Consider the following 16,954-nt stretch of genomic DNA (forward strand, 5'->3'; position numbering starts at 1 on the left):
AATATATGAAAGATAAAATGACATTGAAATTTCTGGGAGCAGCGGGTACCGTTACCGGCTCCAAATATTTACTGGAAACAGCCGGCAAAAAACTAATGGTGGATTGTGGTGTATTTCAGGGATTAAAAGAACTGCGTTTGCGCAATTGGGTACAACCGGAGTACGACCCGGCATCTATTGATGCGGTGGTGCTTACCCATGGGCATCTGGATCATACCGGCTACCTGGCCCGTTTGGTAAAGCTTGGTTTTAAAGGAAAAATATATGGGAGTACACCTACACTTAAGATCGCTGAAATCATACTGAAGGACAGTGCTAAAATTCAGGAAGAGGAGGCAAAACGGGCAAATAAAGAAGGTTACAGCAAACACAGTCCGGCAGAAGCTTTCTATGATTTAAAAGACGTTAAAAATACCCTTCCGCTTTTCCATCCGGTTGCAGAAGGCAAATGGCACGTCATTGAAAACGACTTTAAGGTAAGGTGGCAATACAATGGCCATATCATCGGATCAACTTTTATTGAAGTAGAGACCAACGATAGCCGCCTGGTGTTTTCAGGTGATATTGGCAGAAAAAAAGATTTGCTTTTGTATACGCCAAAAAAGCCTGAAAAAGCGGATGTCCTGCTTATTGAATCCACCTATGGAGGAAGGGTTCATCCTGAAGAAGAAAGTATTATCCCAGAACTGGAACGTATAGTCAACGAAACGGTAGAGCGTGGAGGAAGCCTGTTCATTCCCAGTTTTGCCGTAGAGCGTACTCAGCTCATGATGCTGATGCTTTGGAGGCTTTTGAAAGAAAAAAGAATCCCCAATATACCCATGATTATGGATAGTCCCATGGGAGCTAATGTGCTAAACCTCTTTCATGCCTCACGGGATTGGCACAAGCTCAAACCCGAAGAATGTGATGAGATGTGTTCCTATTTTGAGATTGTACGCAGTTACCGCGAGACCCTGTTCCTGCGGGATGATAGCACACCCAAAATTGTAATAGCCGGTAGTGGTATGATGACGGGCGGACGAATACTCAACTACATGGAAACAAGATCAGGCAATAGTAACGACACCCTACTTTTTGTAGGCTATCAGGCAGAAGGAACAAGAGGAAGAAAGCTACTTGAAGGTGCAAAAAAAATTAAAGTGTATGGCAAATGGCTGCCATTCAACATGCAGATGGAACACATTGAAGGACTAAGTGCCCACGGAGATCAAAACGATTTGATTGACTGGCTCTCTGAAATCAAAGAGCAACCCGAAAAAGTCTTCATTATTCACGGAGAAACCGAGCAGGCAGGAGCATTATCAAAAGCCCTCGAAGAAAAGAAGGGATGGCAAGCGCAAATCCCTCAACTAAATCAAACGGTAGAATGGTGATGGAAGAAGATACCCGGCATGACGTATTAAAATTAGTGATATTGGGCATTGATGCCCGCAATGAATATATGGTATTTATGCGCAAAGACTGTCCCGTGTGTATATCGGAAGGGTTTGAGGCTTTAAATCGTATAAAAGTTTCAAAAGGAGAAAAAACCATTGTAGCGTCTCTTATCGTTTGGGATGATGAGTCACAATTAAGTCATGACCAATTGGGCCTTTCTGATGCCGCTATTGAAGCCCTGGAAACTAAAGAAGGTGACTTACTTAGGCTGAGCCATTTAGATGCGCTTGATTCCATGAGTGATGTCCGTAAGAAAATTTATGGACACCGACTGAACCAGGCCGAGTTTGACAGGATCATTGGCGATATCGTCAATCGTAACTTATCTAATATTCAATTGTCGGCTTTTCTGGCTTCCAGCACAGGGAACTCATTAAATCAGGACGAAGTGATTGCCCTGACCCGTTCTATGATCAATGTGGGTTTCAAATTGGACTGGGGCAAGGATAAAGTTTATGATAAACACTGCATAGGTGGCTTGCCTGGTAACAGAACTACTCCATTGGTAGTGTCTATTGTTGCCGCAGCTGGGTTGACCATCCCTAAAACTTCTTCCCGTGCCATTACTTCTCCTGCCGGTACTGCTGACACCATGGAGGTAGTCACCAACGTAAATCTCACCACCGGGCAAATGAAAAATGTCGTGGAACAGGAAGGCGGTTGCCTTGCCTGGGGCGGATCAGTACAGCTAAGTCCGGCAGATGATATACTCATCCGTATAGAAAAAGCTTTGGATATTGATAGCGAAGGGCAGATGATCGCTTCCGTGCTTTCTAAAAAGGCGGCAGCAGGTTCTACCGATGTGGTGATTGATATTCCTGTTGGAGCTACGGCTAAGGTACGGTCGCAGGAGGCTGCTGAGCATCTGTCAGAAAAGATGGTTGCGGTAGGCAAAGCCATCGGGCTGAATATTGATATCGTGCTCACCGATGGGTCACAACCTGTGGGGAGGGGTATAGGGCCTGCCTTGGAAGCTAAGGATGTTTTATCCGTCTTGAGAAATGAAAACAATGCACCTGATGACCTGCGAGAAAGAGCAGTAATATTGGCAGGCAGATTATTGGAAGTGGGAGGAAAAGCAGCCGAAGGGTCAGGCACTCTTGAAGCTTTGAGAGTTTTGAAAAGTGGAGCCGCCTACAAAAAATTCACTGCTATCTGCGAGGCACAAGGTTTTTTCAGGGAACCTGAGGTAGCGCCCCATAAGCATAGGATTAGATCCGCAGCGAGTGGAGTAGTTTCAGAAATTGATAATCGCAGACTGGCCAAAGTGGCTAAGCTGGCCGGTGCTCCTGGTGCTATGACAGCAGGCATTTTGCTGCTTACACCATTGGGTACTCATGTGGAAGAGAACGATACTCTGTTTGAAATCCATGCTGAGTCACAAGGAGAGCTTGAATACGCCCTTTCTTACATGGATGCACAAAAACAAATTATTAAAATCAAAGCGACTTAAAATATGGAAATGATAGTTTTTGCCTTACCGGGCAACGAAGAACTTACAAAAAAAATAGCAGGACACCTTAAGGCTGAAAAGGGAGAGGCAACCATCCGGCAGTTTCCCGATGGGGAAAGCTATGTGCAGATTCACTCTGAGGTTAAAGATAAATGCGTGGTAATGGTATGCACATTACACGAGCCGGATGCCAAATTGCTGCCCCTGTACTTTTTAAGTAAGACGGCCAAAGAACTTGGTGCTGCCTGTACGTGCCTGGTAGCGCCTTATCTGGCCTACATGCGTCAGGATAAGCAGTTTAATCCGGGAGAAGGTATTACCTCTACGTATTTTGCTGAATTAATATCAGGCTTTGCAGAAACGTTGACCACCGTTGACCCACACCTTCACCGTAGAAGTTCGTTAAGTGAGATTTACACCGTACCTAATAAACTGATCCATGCGGCATCACACATTTCAAAATGGGTGAGCGATAATATTGAAAAGCCGGTATTCATCGGCCCGGATAGTGAAAGTGAGCAATGGGTTTCTCAGGTAGCAGAAGAAGCCGGAGCACCTTTTACGGTGTTAGAGAAGGTGAGGCACGGTGACAGGGATGTGGAAGTGTCCGTCCCCGATGTAGCAAAATACAAAGACCACACCCCGGTACTGGTGGATGATATAATTTCCACCGCCAGAACGATGATAGAGACAGTCGGCCATTTAAAAAAAGCCGGAATGCACCCACCGGTTTGTGTTGGGGTACATGCCGTATTTGCTGGCTCAGCCTATGCGGATCTAAAAAATGCAGGGGTACAACAGGTCGTCACGTGCAACACCATCCCTCATGAAAGTAATCAGATTGACCTTTCAGATATTCTGGCAAAAGAGATTAACCAACTGATGAAGCATCATGCGTAGTGCGCTACTCACCTTAATAGCGTGTCTGCAACTTGCCCCTGCAATTTTGTATGGTCAGGAGAAAGAAATGTTCATTCAGCAAATAGCGCAAAAAAGAATAGTACGTGAAAACTATGATCAAAATGGAGACCTGCAGGGCAAGCAGATATTTTTAACGGGTGAGTTAGAGCAGCAGGGTAAAACTTATCGGATAAAGGTAATAACCGAGCTCTATGACGAAAGCGGCCGGCTTACGGAAAAGTACTGGACCACATATAAGTGCAATCCCAATGAGTTTGATGTGCTATTGAATGTATTCCCTTTTACTGATCCGGATGACGAGAAGATAAAAGTGGATGTCACTTCAGAAGACTTTCAGCAACTGTATGAACTGGGTAAAGGAGAAGAATTAAAAGATATTCATTTGAAGATGAGTGTTGAATCGGGGGTATTAAGTTTTTTCGGATCCAAAAGCCTGGTCACCATAAAAAACAGGAAAAAGGAGGTAGTGAACCAATCAGTAAAAATCAGTAGTGAGGCTGTTATTGAAGCATACATGATGGGAATCCGTATTAAAACGATAAACTATGTCGTGGAAGAATACCTGACTAACGATTTCGTATTGCAACGTCAGCAGTTTACAGAGGATGATGGGGCCTGGTTTACCATGAAATATGAACAGAACGCAAAAGAAATTGAATAAAAGCAGATGGTTGAGTTAGAACACATATCAACACTGCCACCGAAAGATGCCGATAAGGCGGAAACAAAGAAAGCCTTGAAAAAACTCCGAAAGGAGCTTTTTCAGTTGCAGAATAAGTTCTATGCCGATGGAAGATACAGCATGCTCATTGTCTTGCAGGGGCTTGATACCTCCGGAAAGGATGGTACGATCCGTCACGCTTTTAGCGGCATGAACCCGCAGGGCGTGCAGGTAACATCGTTTAAGAAGCCCACAATTGATGAGCTCAAACATGACTTTTTATGGCGTGTTTATCCACATTTTCCCGAGAAAGGGATGATCAGGGTATTTAACCGGTCATACTATGAAGACATTCTGGTTCCGGCTACAAACAAGAGCCTTTCAGAAGATGTCTTGCTGCACCGCATCAACCTCATCAATGAACTGGAACATCATCTGTTGGCCAATGATACATTGATTTTAAAGTTTTATCTGCACCTATCGGCTAATGAGCAGGTAAAGCGTATTGAGGAGCGTAAAACAAAACCGCACAAACGATGGAAATATGCCAAAGAAGATGAACTTATCCCAAAAAAATGGGATGACTACAGGAAAACGTATCATACCATATTGAATGCCTGTGATCACTTGCCCTGGCACATTATTCCTGCAGATAAGCGATGGTTTCGTAATTATACAGCAGCTAAAATTTTAGCCGAACAGCTTGAAAAACTAAATCTGAAATACCCGAACAAATAAAAAATAGTCATTATGGAAAATCACAAAGAGCATAATCACACACACCATAAGCACGAAGAAAGTAAAAAGCATGAAGATCACGGCCATGGTAGTCATTCGGGTCACAACCCCGGGCATGGTGAAATGGGACATGATCATCATAAAATGATGATCGAAGATTTTAAAAAACGCTTTTGGCTTACCCTTATCCTAACCATTCCCATTCTGGCCTTTTCTCCCATGATCCAGAATTTTTTGGGTTACGAATGGTTGTTACCCGGTAACTCCTACATCCTGTTTGGGCTTTCTACCATCGTGTATTTTTATGGAGGTTGGCCTTTCCTTAAAGGACTGAAAAATGAGTTGAGTCAGGGAGCCCCCGGTATGATGACCTTGATTTCCATGGCCATTAGTGTCGCCTATTTTTATAGTTCCGCCACCGTTTTTGGCCTTGAAGGGGAAGATTTTTTCTGGGAGTTAGCTACCCTGATAGCTATTATGCTCCTGGGCCATTGGATTGAAATGAAGTCTGTACTGGGAGCCTCCAAAGCCTTAGAGTTACTGGTAAGTATGATGCCTTCTGAGGCTCACAGGATGAGGGGCGATATAGTGGAAGATGTAAAACTGGAAGACCTGCAAAAAGATGATATTATCCTGATCAAACCCGGTGAAAAAGTTCCGGCTGATGGTGTTATCGTAGAAGGAGAAAGTTATCTGAACGAATCCATGCTGACCGGGGAATCCAAACCGGTCAAAAAAGGCCTGGAGAATAAAGTAATCGGAGGTTCACTCAATGGCAACGGCTCATTAAAAGTAAAAGTAGAACATACCGGCAAAGACAGCTATCTCAATAAAGTGATCACTTTGGTGCAGGAAGCGCAAAAGTCCAAATCAAAAATGCAGAATTTGTCAGACCGTGCCGCCAAGTGGCTTACCTATATTGCATTGGCCATTGGTTTTGGTACGCTGGCTACCTGGTTGTTTTTAGGCTTTCCTTTCGTATATGCCCTGGAAAGAATGGTTACCGTCATGGTCATTGCTTGTCCGCATGCGCTTGGCTTAGCCATACCATTAGTGGTAGCCATATCCACAGCAGTTTCGGCACAGAATGGCTTGCTGATCAGAAACAGAACAGCCTTTGAAGAATCCCGAAAGATTTCAGCCCTGGTTTTTGATAAGACCGGAACCCTGACCAAAGGCGATTTTGGCGTTACCCGTGTAGAAGCGGTAGATCAGCAATTTGAGGCAGACGAACTACTGAGGCTTTCCAGTGCTTTGGAGCAAAGTTCAGAACATCCCATCGCTGTTGGCATCATTAAAAAAGTAAAAGAGAAAGACATTTCAATACCTAAGCCGGAAAACTTCAATGCCATCACAGGTAAAGGAGTTGAGGCTGATGTGGAAGGAAAAAAAGTCAAAGTGGTGAGCCCCGGCTATCTGAAGGACGAGAACATTTCAATACCTGATGGTGCCTATAGCAGTGCTGCCGAAACAGTCGTTTTTGTTCTCATAGATGATAAACTGGCCGGGTACATCGCCCTGGCAGATGAGATCAGACCGGAAAGTGCGGAGGCGATTAAAGTATTCAAAAAGAACAACATCAAAGTGATGATGGCCACCGGTGATAATGAAACAGTCGCCAAAGCAGTAAGTGAAGAACTAGGCCTGGACGGATACTACTCAGAGGTATTGCCACACCAGAAGGTTGAAATCGTAAAAGACCTACAAGCTAAGAATGAATTTGTCGCTATGACCGGTGATGGGGTGAACGATGCGCCTGCACTGGCACAGGCCAACGTAGGTATTGCCGTGGGCTCAGGAACCGATGTGGCAGCCGAAACAGCCGACATTATTTTGGTCAATAGCAACCCGCAAGACATTGCCAATCTGATCCTGTTTGGAAAAGCTACTTACAATAAGATGATCCAAAACCTGATATGGGCTACGGGATACAACGCGGTTGCCATTCCGTTAGCAGCAGGTGTTCTTTACACTTCCGGTTTTGTATTGGGGCCTGCGGTAGGTGCGGTATTTATGAGTTTGAGTACCATTATAGTCGCCATCAATGCCCAGTTGTTGAAAAAGAAAATCGGTAAGAAATAATGGATAATCAAAAAATGCTTGGCAGGATAATAATTGTCCTGTTGAGTATTTTTGTGGTCATGAGCGGGTATGGCGTACTGCTGCCCGTTTTACCCTACTTTACAGAAAGACTTGCGTTGAAGTCCGGTGTAGTAGCGGATGAGGATATCAACTATCACATCGGCATACTTACCAGTATTTACCCGTTTTTTCAACTGTTATTTGCGGTTGTCTGGGGCAGGCTTTCCGACCGTTTTGGTCGGAAAGTACTTATTATTATGGGGCTGGCAGGCTTTGTCGTCATGCAGCTCCTGACAGGGCTGGCTACTTCCTTAAGCATGTTGTATATAGCCCGCATCCTTGGAGGTATATTCTCCTCTTCCATTATTCCGGTGGGCAATGCGTATCTCAGCGATGTAACCAATAGCAGTCAGCGCAAGAAGGTATTGGCATGGTCGGGAGTAGCTGTAAGTACGGGTGTAATAGCCGGGCCTATGATTGGCGGATATCTCGCTCAAACCAACCTTCACTTCAATACCACATTTGGGCACCTGCTTTTAGATAAGTTCAGTGTCCCGTTCCTGGCCATTGCACTGTTGGGCATCATTACTTTAGTAGTCGTTGTCCTGCGGCTCAAAAACCCAAAGAAGCAACACGCAAATAACCAACAAGTAAAACTTAAAATGACCGGAATGCTGGCCAACCCTGTCTTTTTAAAACTGCTGCTTTTATCCCTGGTGCTGCAATTGGCCATCACTTTATTTGAGACCGTTTTCTCCGTGTATGCCAAAGATATTCTTGTCTTTGATACCAAACAGGTAGGTTTGGGTTTTATGCTTTGTGGTTTGGTTATGGCTGTTTTGCAACCCTTCTTCGCCAGTTTTAATGAAAATACGCTACCCCTGAGACTACAGCTTATTACGGGGTTTTTACTAGCTGCTGTCGCATTAGGTGTTTTTCCGCTGATGACCACCGATTTCTATGTATTTACCATGATCGTAATTTTTGCAACGGGTGCAGCAATCATTACCCCAAACCTCATTGCCTCTATCTCATTTATAGATGAGCATAATACTGGAGCCTACTTATCGGCTCAAACCTCTGTGAACAGCATTGGTCAGGTACTGGGGCCCTTGTTGGGAATGTGGATTTATTCCTTTGGGAGTTCATGGCCGTTCCTGAGTATCGGGGTGATCCTGTTGTTCACTACCCTCATTCTATTTCCGAAACTGAAACTAAGAACTTCCGAAGCTTAATTGATCAAGCAAAGACATGGCTACAGCCTGATCAATTCATTTTTGAGGAGCTTCGGTTATATTTGTCAATCTTTCAATCATACGGCTCAAAAAAGGCTTCCCCATCTAAGCAGACTATGAGCTTTTGAATATAGATAGCCAGAACCCAGGCCATAATTAAGGCCTTAAACATTTACAAGGACAGGGACAAAAATGATCATGGCAAAGGGTTCTATAATATTACTACAGAATTGGGTATGGGATCAGCAAAAAAAAACTTAGGGAAGATTTATATGGATTTATAAAGGCTGGCTGAGGTATTATATATTTCAAAGATGTGTTAACTAGTTGCACTAAAGTGCTTTATAGATTACTTACACAAACGAAAATATATCATTTTTTCGATTGCACCTCAAATATAAACTTGCGGTGCATCTGTACTTTTTTCAAACTCTGATTGTCCAACAGTCAAAGTAAATAATCCGGTTTTATTGAGAGTCCCAACAAGATAAAACATTTCAATTTACTATCTAGTAATATTCATCATCCGAAAATTCGTCTAACATATCTTCCATCAGTTCTTCTTCAGAAACATCATCATCTAACTCTTCGATGTCAAGGTTTTGGTACACTTCTGTTTGGTCTATAAAACCTGTCTCATCCACTGACCGATCAGATTTTGACGCTGCCTGAACCAGTTTACGCTTGTGCTTCTTTAAGGACTGTAATATATCGTCAAAAAAGATTTGATCAAGGCTTTCTTTGCGGATCTCTTTTTCAAATATCTCAACCGATGGGAGTTGAATATTAAGGCCTTCTCTAGTTAAAAAAGCTTTAAGCTCCTTATAAGCAGTAATGTATCAAAGTATCTGATTTTCACTTTTTAAGAGTTAACTGCCTGCTGGTCAACAAGCGTGTGTGGGGTTCGGTACACTTTTTACGTGTGCCGGACTTTATTTTTTGACAAAACAGTCTCCCTATCAGTCTTAAATCCCGTTTTAACAAACCTCATGTATAAAAGTATCTGATGGATTGTAAACTTGTCTAAAGTATCAGAACCGAGCTTATGATATTGAAATGGTCAAAGAGAAGCCATTAGACTAAAAGAGCCTTGTTCCAGTAAACCTTAATATCACCAGCGCATATCAAACCTTGAGGGTGGAAAGAAACAGGCCTAAACCAAACCTTTGGAAAAGGCAGGGAATCTGGTCAACTTATTAGCAGATAGCCTCTCTCCTTATATTTCTCAAAAGAATACTGCCCAATTAAGAAACCCTTTGCTTTTTGTCTCTTCTGCACCGGTTAACCCCACAAAGCTTCATGGCCACGCGCTTCACCATGGATTTTCCCCTGACAAGCAGGGTTCCTCCATGGCTTGAGCGCCAATGCCCATGGTTTACGCTGTGAGTTTAACCCAAATGCAGAATTATGGACAAAAAAGCAATAAGCAACCCCTTTCAAAGCACAGCAGCCCCCTTCAGCTCAAAAGTCAATGAAGTAGAGCTGCACTATTGCAGGCCAAGGATCAACACCTTGCCTGGAGTTTCCAAATCGTCTGATGTGGCCGCTATTTTCAGAAGTATCTACCCACCGGGCAAAATGGACCTAAAGGAATATTTTTATGTGGCCTACCTGACCCGGAGCAACCACGTATTGGGAGTGGCCAGGCTCAGTGAAGGAAGCCTGACAGGAACAGTGGTAGATATCCGTGAGGTTTTTGTGCTGGCCCTAAAGCTCAATGCCATCGGAATGGTGCTTTGCCACAATCACCCTTCCGGAACCATGCGTCCTTCACCATCCGACATATCCTTGACCAATAAGGTCAAACAGGTGGCCCAACTGATGGACATGGCCCTGTTGGACCACATTATACTGAACTCAGAAGGGTACTATTCTTTTACCGATGAAGGGGATCTGTGAGCCCTTATAATCCTGTCCGAAAGGTAGGCTTTTGGCGTGGGCACAGGAAAGCCCATTGCTTTTCATTTGTTTCAAGGTAGACCAAAAAAACAAGGTTTCCCCCGTTGGGTGAGCCTCCTGATTTTTTCGCCTCCACCTTGCCTTTAACCCCCACCAAAGCCTTTGACGGCTTCCATAATTAAATGTTCAACAATTAAAATTAAAGACTATGGAAACGTACGCAAAGTTGGTTATCAAAAACCAAAAAGAATGGAACATCGAAAGGGTCAACCAAGAACTACAGGCGTTGGGATATCCTTCGAAAACTTTTAACAAGGGGTTGTATGGAGCTTTCATAACAAGAAAAAAGCTCAAGGAAGACGCCCGTTTAATGAATCTAGACCCAGAGAGTTCAAGGCAACTTGTACATATGAACCGCCTGATAACCCCGGAGCTATTGGAACAGTTTTTCTGGAATAAGCTGGGTACGTTTGTCGTAAAAATATCCTGTTTTGATAAAGCCGGGAAAGAACGGTGGGAGATCGTTTTTAACTATGCCCTTAACCATACAGAGGACTTCGACTGGGCAGCTTCCGAAAATTGCAGTAGAGAAAACCTAAGAAGCTGTGGTTTCAAAATTAAAGGGGGATAAGCTCCTTTTTTTGGTCGGTTCAAATTCCTGATCAAACAACGGGACACTACCAAAATTCACCTGCTCAATTCGAGCTTAATACACCGAGGGACAGGTATGGCCCAAAACGCTAAAATATCCTTTCTGCCCGGGCTTCAGCCGGTTCGTTTCACGGCTTATGTAAGCCTGGGAATTATTTGTTTCAGTGAGTCTTACAACGTCCGTTCCGCTCACCCGCTTCTGGCCTAGCGCAGCATAAGTTGGCGGTCCCGGTCTGCCTAGGCCAAACCCCGAGTCACCAACCCATGCTTTTTCCCTACACGCCATTTAAATAGACGCCATGTTACTTTTTGTCAATACATGGTTGACCCCAAAAAACAGGCATTTTAAAGGATGCCCCAACTGCTGTTGGAAAGTTGCCGTTTTCTCCTTCTGTCCATTGACCGTGTATAAGTTGTGGTGTAATCTGTCCCGGACAAAAGAAATGAAATTCTGGATAGACAAAAACTTACTTTCTGGTAATAACTCAAGCATTTAAGAGCAAAAGCAATTAACCAAAAAAGGCCACTTGTAAAAGCGGCCTTTTTGATTGGTGCCCACAGCCAGCTAAAAACAATTTTTCTCACAAGCTAACAACCGGCTACGGGACTTAAATCTTAAATTCGGTGGTATAAATTCGGGAGACGAATATAGGGAAATTCATACAAAATGTAAACACCCAAACCCGGGCTTTAGCCGGTTCGTTTCACGGCTTATATAAGCCTGGGAATTATTTTTTTTGGCCGGCCTTATAACGTTCTTTTTACTCACCCGCTTCTGGCCCAAGCGCAGCATGAATGGAGGTGTCCCGGCCAACCAAACCAACCCCGGTTTACCTCACTCATGCTTTTCCCTAACGCACAAAAAAAATGGAAATTTATTTCACCCAAGTGGGGGCAATAGGGTGAAAAATAACTGGGGAAGTCCAGCACTTTTGATCCGTACAAAACAAAAAAAGGATCATGGACACAGATGCGAACAACCCCGAATTCAGGAAGGGTATGCCCCCTAAACTCGATCATGTGAAAATCTATTTCTCACAAAAAAACATACCACAAGAAGAGGCCGAAGTGTTCTTTTATTACCATCAGGATTTGGACTGGAGAACAGAGTCAGGTTTGCCCATTATAGACTGGAGGGCTGCTGCCAATGAATGGATGTGGAACCTTGAAAACTAACAAGAGATCAACCTTTCCCCTTTAGAAAATTACTTCATACCCTTTAGCAACAAGAAAGAAAGATTGCCGCGTTTGCGCAATCAGCAAGATGTAGGATTGTCTGACGCCAATCCGATCTTGCCCCTGCTGCCGGAGTTGCAGGGGTGCGAAAATTCTTCGGAACTCGAATTTTACGTACTTGATCATGACAAAAGAAAACACCCTCAAACCTGACCATAGGCTGACGGTCAGGTTCAATAAAAACGAACTGGCCAAGCTTGAAAACTGGCTTAAAAAAAGTACTTATCACCGCAACATGAGCGAGCTGATAAGGCACTTGCTTTTTAAGAAAGAGATTACCATAAATACCTATGACGCCTCTTTGGATCGGCTCTATGAGGAATTGGTTTTGGTCAAAAAAGAACTCAATGCCATTGGGGTAAATATCAATCAGGTGACCCACTATTTTAATGCCGACCCTGACCCCTCACAGAAGTTGATCTATGCCAAGAAAATTGCTCCACTTTACGAGGGGACGACACAGAAAATCGAAAAACTTTTTGACCTGCTTTCTGAATTAGCCCAGCGATGGTCGCTCGAATAAGCACCGGAAAAAGCATTGGCGGAATTATGAACTACAACGAGAATAAAGTGGGACAGGGAGAGGCGAAATTCTTATTGGCCAAGGGCTTTTTAACGGACCAAAAACCGTTGACTTTTTCCAGTAAAATCAACCGCTTTTTAAAGCTGACGTCAAAGAACCAGCGTGCCAAAACCAACGCCTTGCACATCTCCTTAAACTTCTCCAATAAGGATGTACTTACAGAAGAAAAATTGACCGCTATAGCCGGACATTATATGGAGCGGATCGGGTTTGGCAACCAACCCTTTTTAGTCTATCAGCACTTCGATGCTGCCCATCCGCACATACACATTGTCACCACCAATATTGATCAAAGAGGCAAACGTTTGGAAACCCATAACCTCGGTAAAATACAATCCGAAATTGCCCGAAAAGAAATAGAAAAACAGTTCGGTTTGGTAAAGGCGGAAGACCAGAAAAGGACCAAGGAATTTTTGCTTGCCCCTTTGCAAAAAGCAGAGTATGGCAAGTCTGAAACCAAGGCGGCCATTTCCAATATCGTTAGAAACGTAGTACGTGCTTATCAGTTCACTTCAATGGCAGAACTCAATGCGGTGCTCAGGCAGTTTAACGTTACGGCAGACCGGGGCGAGGAAGGCAGTCGGATGCATCAAAGACGAGGATTGGTTTACAGTATCTCAGATGAAAAAGGCAATAAACAAGGAGTGCCCATTAAAGCCAGCTCTATTTATTCTAAGCCCACTTTGGCCAAGCTGGAAGAAAAATATGCCCTGAACAAAGAAAAACGAAAAACCAATAAACCCCGCTTACAGCGAGTAATAGACAAAGCCCTGATTGATGCCAACACCAAAGAAGCCTTTACAGAAACCCTTCGAAAGAAAGGGGTACGGGCATTATTCCGGGAGAACGAAGCAGGACGGATTTACGGGGTAACCTTTATTGATAATGTAAACCGCTGTGTTTTCAATGGTAGTGCATTGGGCAAGGCCTATAGCGCTAACGCATTGGCCACAAAACTTTGGCCGGAACAAACCGCACCAAAGGATGAAGAAAAATTTCCGACTGCCCCTATCCGGGAAGTGAGTAAAGGCGAAAGCACCTTTCCCCCAAAGGGCCGAACGCTATCCACACAGGATATTAAGGTCGATCTGTTGGGGGAAAATCCAGACGACCCGCTACCTTATCCCTTACGGCCCAAAAAGAGGAAAAGGAAAAAACGCAAACCCAACAATTAATTGACTCAAGTATATGAATACCGGAGAGAACATAGAAGGGCTCAGGAAGATCATCGACCTGACCCGTAAGATCAGCATGGGGCTTTTAGGCCTGCACCTTTATGTCTATTGTTATCCGTCTTTCAAAGGTTGGGGACTTGCCCACGAGGTTTCAGACCGCCTGCTTCTAAGGTTGATGAGTACAGGGCTCTTCAAAGAATACTGGATAAGTAAAGGATTGGCACTTGTGTTATTGGTTATTTCATTATTAGGGAACAAGGGCAAGAAAGATGATAAGATAAAGCTCTCTCATGCGCTGACCTATATGGGTGCGGGACTATGCCTTTATTGGACAGCTTACTTTTTGCTCAATACAGCTCTTTCTTTGGAACTGGGCACATGGTTGTACATGGCAACGACTTCCCTTGGATACATACTGGTTTTGATCGGAGGCGGCCTATTGTCCAGAAGGCTGAAACTCAGTTTTGACAAGGATGTATTCAATGCCCTTAATGAAACTTTTCCACAAGAGGAAAGGCTCCTGGAAAACGAATATTCGATCAACCTGCCTGCCCAGTATAACCTAAAGGGCAAAGCCCGTCAAAGCTGGATCAACATCATTAACCCTTTTCGTGCCTTGCTGGTCATCGGGACTCCGGGAGCCGGAAAAAGCTACTTTGTGATCCGTCATGTAATTACCCAGCATATCAAGAAGGGTTTTGCCATGTTCATCTATGATTTTAAATATGATGATCTTTCCCGTATTGCTTTCAACACGCTTGAAAAGAACAAGGCCGCCTATAAAGTGACTCCAAAGTTCTATGCGATCAATTTTGACAACCTTTCCCAGACCCATCGCTGTAACCCTCTAGAACCCGCAAATATGCTGGATATTACCGATGCCAGTGAATCTGCCCGAACTATTATGATGGGGCTCAATCGGGATTGGATAAAGAAGCAGGGAGACTTTTTTGTAGAATCCCCAATTAATTTTCTCACCGCGGTGATCTGGTTTTTGAAAAAACATTGTTCGGGAAAGTATTGCACCCTGCCCCATGTGATAGAGCTCATGCAAATCGAATACGACAAGCTCTTTACCGTGTTGCGTACCGAGCCAGAGATAGAGGTGCTCATCAACCCCTTTGTGTCTGCTTACTTAAAAGGGGCTGTGGATCAATTGGAAGGTCAAATTGCCAGTGCTAAAATTACAATGGCCCGTCTGTCCTCCCCGCAACTTTACTACGTGCTTTCTGAGAGTGAATTTACATTGGACGTCAACAATCCAGATGAACCCAAGATTGTCTGTATGGGCAATAACCCCCAAAAGCAGCAGGTCTATGGAGCAGTATTGTCCCTCTATATTTCCAGGATAACCAAGCTGGTCAACCGTAAGAACCAACTTAAGTCGAGCCTGATCTTTGATGAGTTTCCCACCATTTACTTTAACGGGATCGACAGTCTTATTGCCACGGCAAGGAGCAACAAGGTGGCCACTACACTGGGCGTGCAGGACTATAGCCAGCTTAAAAAAGACTACGGCAGGGACCAGGCCGAAGTGATCATGAACACCGTGGGCAATTTCGTGAGCGGGCAAGTACTGGGCGATACTGCCAAACAGCTTTCCGAGCGTTTTGGTAAAATCCTGCAAGATCGTGAAAGCGTTTCCATCAACAGCTCAGAAACCTCAATCAGCAAATCCAACCAACTGGAATTGGCCGTTCCGCCTTCAACGATTTCATCGCTTTCTTCGGGGCAGTTCGTAGGCATGGTAGCCGATGACCCCACCGAGAAAATAGAACTCAAAACCTTTCATAATGAAATCATAAATGACCATGATGCGCTCAAAAAAGAAGAGGAAGCTTATCGGCCAATTCCCGATGTACGGGAATTATCACCCGGTGAAGTAGAAGATAATTACCGCCAGATAAAACAGGAGGTGAGGGAGATTATTGAACGGGAGATGGAACGCATTTACAACAGCCCTGAACTAGGGCATTTGATTATTGAAGATGATTAGTCGTTTAATTTACTTCTACCAAGGTCATCTAGGCATTTCCATCCAAGCGCGAAAACCACGTGCCCTGCGTTGACTCACAAATATCTGCTTATTTACAGGCGGGGATAAAAACAGTTCCAATTTCCCATAGGAGGCAGGCTCAAAATGCTTCAATGCCTTGTAATGCACTATAGTTTGACGGTTCACCCTAAAGAACATTCGGGAGGGCAACATCTTTTGAAGATCATCCAAGGCATGCGGAGTCAGGTAACTATCTCCTTTATAGGAATGCAAGTAGTTGTAGCTGTTTTCCCTTTGAACATAACATATATCCTCAGTCTTTAGAGCCATGTGTTTGGAGCCCTGATGCACCATAATCGTCTGTATTTCTTCAGAAGCTTTATTAAAACCTTGCTTTTGCATTTCAGAAATTTGTCGTGACCTCAAGAAGAAATAGTAGCTCAAATAATACAGGTTGAATAACACGAGCATTATCATAATGTAGGGAAAAGCGTACACCATGTAATTGGTGTCTTTTAGTATACTCAACCCAAAGACTTTAAAGTATATAGCGGCCATAAAAAAATCAATGAGGCCAGGTAGTGCCACTCCTAAAATGATCTGTAAAACTGTCCGCATAACGGGACGCTTCTCCCAGTCATATTTTGAATCTAAATATCGTGTTGCCCTGGCGATGCACTCAATAAGGGTGAGTGCAATAAGTAAGCTGGAGAAAAACTCCTGATAAAAATACTTGCTGAGCAAACGGTCAAAAATACTTGCATTTCCCCCAAATTCTGTCACCAACAGTGCACCGATCACAGCGACCATTAGCCTGAAATATAAATCGTTGTATGAAACCTTCGGTCTGTATGTTGCCATATTGAGATATTTTAAAGACCACT

15 protein-coding genes are annotated in these 16,954 nt (G+C 43.8%); 13 read left to right on the top strand and 2 right to left on the bottom strand.

From position 1 onward, the window contains the following. The first annotated feature begins 5 nt into the window (after nt 1-5). The 7 genes from AWW67_RS17620 to AWW67_RS17650 are packed head-to-tail and all read left to right on the top strand — an operon-like array spanning nt 6 to nt 8,530. Nucleotides 6-1,376 (top strand): MBL fold metallo-hydrolase RNA specificity domain-containing protein, encoded by a 1,371-nt coding sequence (locus AWW67_RS17620; RefSeq protein WP_062303413.1) that lies wholly within the window; start codon nt 6-8, stop codon nt 1,374-1,376. Then, on the top strand, nt 1,376-2,893 hold the full coding sequence (locus AWW67_RS17625; RefSeq protein ID WP_062303415.1) for a thymidine phosphorylase family protein: 1,518 nt from the start codon (nt 1,376-1,378) through the stop codon (nt 2,891-2,893). Before AWW67_RS17620 ends, AWW67_RS17625 begins: the two co-directional genes overlap by 1 nt. A gap of 3 nt (nt 2,894-2,896) precedes the next feature. After that, entirely contained in the window at nt 2,897-3,793 is an 897-nt protein-coding gene (locus AWW67_RS17630; protein ID WP_062303416.1) for a ribose-phosphate pyrophosphokinase, read from the top strand. Continuing rightward, nucleotides 3,786-4,475 (top strand): hypothetical protein, encoded by a 690-nt coding sequence (locus AWW67_RS17635; RefSeq protein WP_062303418.1) that lies wholly within the window; start codon nt 3,786-3,788, stop codon nt 4,473-4,475. The genes AWW67_RS17630 and AWW67_RS17635 overlap by 8 nt, the downstream gene beginning before the upstream one ends. Before the next feature lie 6 nt (nt 4,476-4,481). Beyond that, nucleotides 4,482-5,213 (top strand): PPK2 family polyphosphate kinase, encoded by a 732-nt coding sequence (locus AWW67_RS17640; protein WP_062303419.1) that lies wholly within the window; start codon nt 4,482-4,484, stop codon nt 5,211-5,213. 12 nt (nt 5,214-5,225) lie between these two features. Continuing rightward, nucleotides 5,226-7,295 (top strand): copper-translocating P-type ATPase, encoded by a 2,070-nt coding sequence (locus tag AWW67_RS17645; protein ID WP_062303421.1) that lies wholly within the window; start codon nt 5,226-5,228, stop codon nt 7,293-7,295. Continuing rightward, nucleotides 7,295-8,530 (top strand): MFS transporter, encoded by a 1,236-nt coding sequence (locus AWW67_RS17650; RefSeq protein ID WP_062303422.1) that lies wholly within the window; start codon nt 7,295-7,297, stop codon nt 8,528-8,530. Before AWW67_RS17645 ends, AWW67_RS17650 begins: the two co-directional genes overlap by 1 nt. A 509-nt stretch (nt 8,531-9,039) precedes the next feature. On the opposite strand, the gene AWW67_RS19230 is transcribed toward AWW67_RS17650, so the two are convergent. Next, nucleotides 9,040-9,174, bottom strand: a complete 135-nt coding sequence (locus tag AWW67_RS19230; RefSeq protein ID WP_260311514.1) for a hypothetical protein — start codon at nt 9,172-9,174, stop codon at nt 9,040-9,042. A gap of 868 nt (nt 9,175-10,042) precedes the next feature. Here AWW67_RS19230 and AWW67_RS17655 point away from each other — a divergent pair. From AWW67_RS17655 to mobC, 6 genes are all read left to right on the top strand, one after another. Further along, complete coding sequence (locus AWW67_RS17655) at nt 10,043-10,429, top strand: JAB domain-containing protein (protein WP_176700075.1); 387 nt, start codon at nt 10,043-10,045, stop codon at nt 10,427-10,429. Nucleotides 10,430-10,637: 208 nt separating this feature from the next. Continuing rightward, a complete protein-coding gene (locus AWW67_RS17660; protein ID WP_062303426.1) occupies nt 10,638-11,060 on the top strand; it encodes a hypothetical protein in 423 nt (140 codons plus the stop codon). Between the two features lie 980 nt (nt 11,061-12,040). Beyond that, the gene (locus AWW67_RS17675; protein WP_062303430.1) at nt 12,041-12,256 is read left to right on the top strand and encodes a hypothetical protein; all 216 of its coding nucleotides are present in this window, start codon (nt 12,041-12,043) and stop codon (nt 12,254-12,256) included. A gap of 184 nt (nt 12,257-12,440) precedes the next feature. Beyond that, a complete protein-coding gene (locus AWW67_RS17680; protein WP_062303432.1) occupies nt 12,441-12,839 on the top strand; it encodes a plasmid mobilization protein in 399 nt (132 codons plus the stop codon). Further along, complete coding sequence (locus AWW67_RS17685) at nt 12,824-14,074, top strand: relaxase/mobilization nuclease domain-containing protein (RefSeq protein WP_062303434.1); 1,251 nt, start codon at nt 12,824-12,826, stop codon at nt 14,072-14,074. The genes AWW67_RS17680 and AWW67_RS17685 overlap by 16 nt, the downstream gene beginning before the upstream one ends. 13 nt (nt 14,075-14,087) lie before the next feature. Then, nucleotides 14,088-16,070, top strand: a complete 1,983-nt coding sequence (gene mobC / locus AWW67_RS17690) for a conjugal transfer protein MobC (protein WP_062303435.1) — start codon at nt 14,088-14,090, stop codon at nt 16,068-16,070. A 24-nt stretch (nt 16,071-16,094) separates the two neighbouring features. On the opposite strand, the gene AWW67_RS17695 is transcribed toward mobC, so the two are convergent. Continuing rightward, the gene (locus AWW67_RS17695; protein WP_062303437.1) at nt 16,095-16,931 is read right to left on the bottom strand and encodes a LytR/AlgR family response regulator transcription factor; all 837 of its coding nucleotides are present in this window, start codon (nt 16,929-16,931) and stop codon (nt 16,095-16,097) included. Between the last annotated feature and the right edge of the window lie 23 nt (nt 16,932-16,954).

It is taken from the genome of Roseivirga seohaensis (assembly GCF_001592945.1).
Taxonomy (GTDB): domain Bacteria; phylum Bacteroidota; class Bacteroidia; order Cytophagales; family Cyclobacteriaceae; genus Roseivirga; species Roseivirga seohaensis.

What these genes read in the sequence shown, in the direction of transcription:
- AWW67_RS17640 (WP_062303419.1), top strand. Translation starts at nt 4,482, where the DNA reads ATGGTTGAGTTAGAACACATATCAACACTGCCACCGAAAGATGCCGAT.
- AWW67_RS17660 (WP_062303426.1), top strand. Translation starts at nt 10,638, where the DNA reads ATGGAAACGTACGCAAAGTTGGTTATCAAAAACCAAAAAGAATGGAAC.
- AWW67_RS17685 (WP_062303434.1), top strand. Translation starts at nt 12,824, where the DNA reads ATGGTCGCTCGAATAAGCACCGGAAAAAGCATTGGCGGAATTATGAAC.
- AWW67_RS17625 (WP_062303415.1), top strand. Translation starts at nt 1,376, where the DNA reads ATGGAAGAAGATACCCGGCATGACGTATTAAAATTAGTGATATTGGGC.
- AWW67_RS17645 (WP_062303421.1), top strand. Translation starts at nt 5,226, where the DNA reads ATGGAAAATCACAAAGAGCATAATCACACACACCATAAGCACGAAGAA.
- mobC (WP_062303435.1), top strand. Translation starts at nt 14,088, where the DNA reads ATGAATACCGGAGAGAACATAGAAGGGCTCAGGAAGATCATCGACCTG.
- AWW67_RS17650 (WP_062303422.1), top strand. Translation starts at nt 7,295, where the DNA reads ATGGATAATCAAAAAATGCTTGGCAGGATAATAATTGTCCTGTTGAGT.
- AWW67_RS17630 (WP_062303416.1), top strand. Translation starts at nt 2,897, where the DNA reads ATGGAAATGATAGTTTTTGCCTTACCGGGCAACGAAGAACTTACAAAA.
- AWW67_RS17675 (WP_062303430.1), top strand. Translation starts at nt 12,041, where the DNA reads ATGGACACAGATGCGAACAACCCCGAATTCAGGAAGGGTATGCCCCCT.
- AWW67_RS17620 (WP_062303413.1), top strand. Translation starts at nt 6, where the DNA reads ATGAAAGATAAAATGACATTGAAATTTCTGGGAGCAGCGGGTACCGTT.
- AWW67_RS17695 (WP_062303437.1), bottom strand. Translation starts at nt 16,931, where the DNA reads ATGGCAACATACAGACCGAAGGTTTCATACAACGATTTATATTTCAGG.
- AWW67_RS17635 (WP_062303418.1), top strand. Translation starts at nt 3,786, where the DNA reads ATGCGTAGTGCGCTACTCACCTTAATAGCGTGTCTGCAACTTGCCCCT.
- AWW67_RS17680 (WP_062303432.1), top strand. Translation starts at nt 12,441, where the DNA reads ATGACAAAAGAAAACACCCTCAAACCTGACCATAGGCTGACGGTCAGG.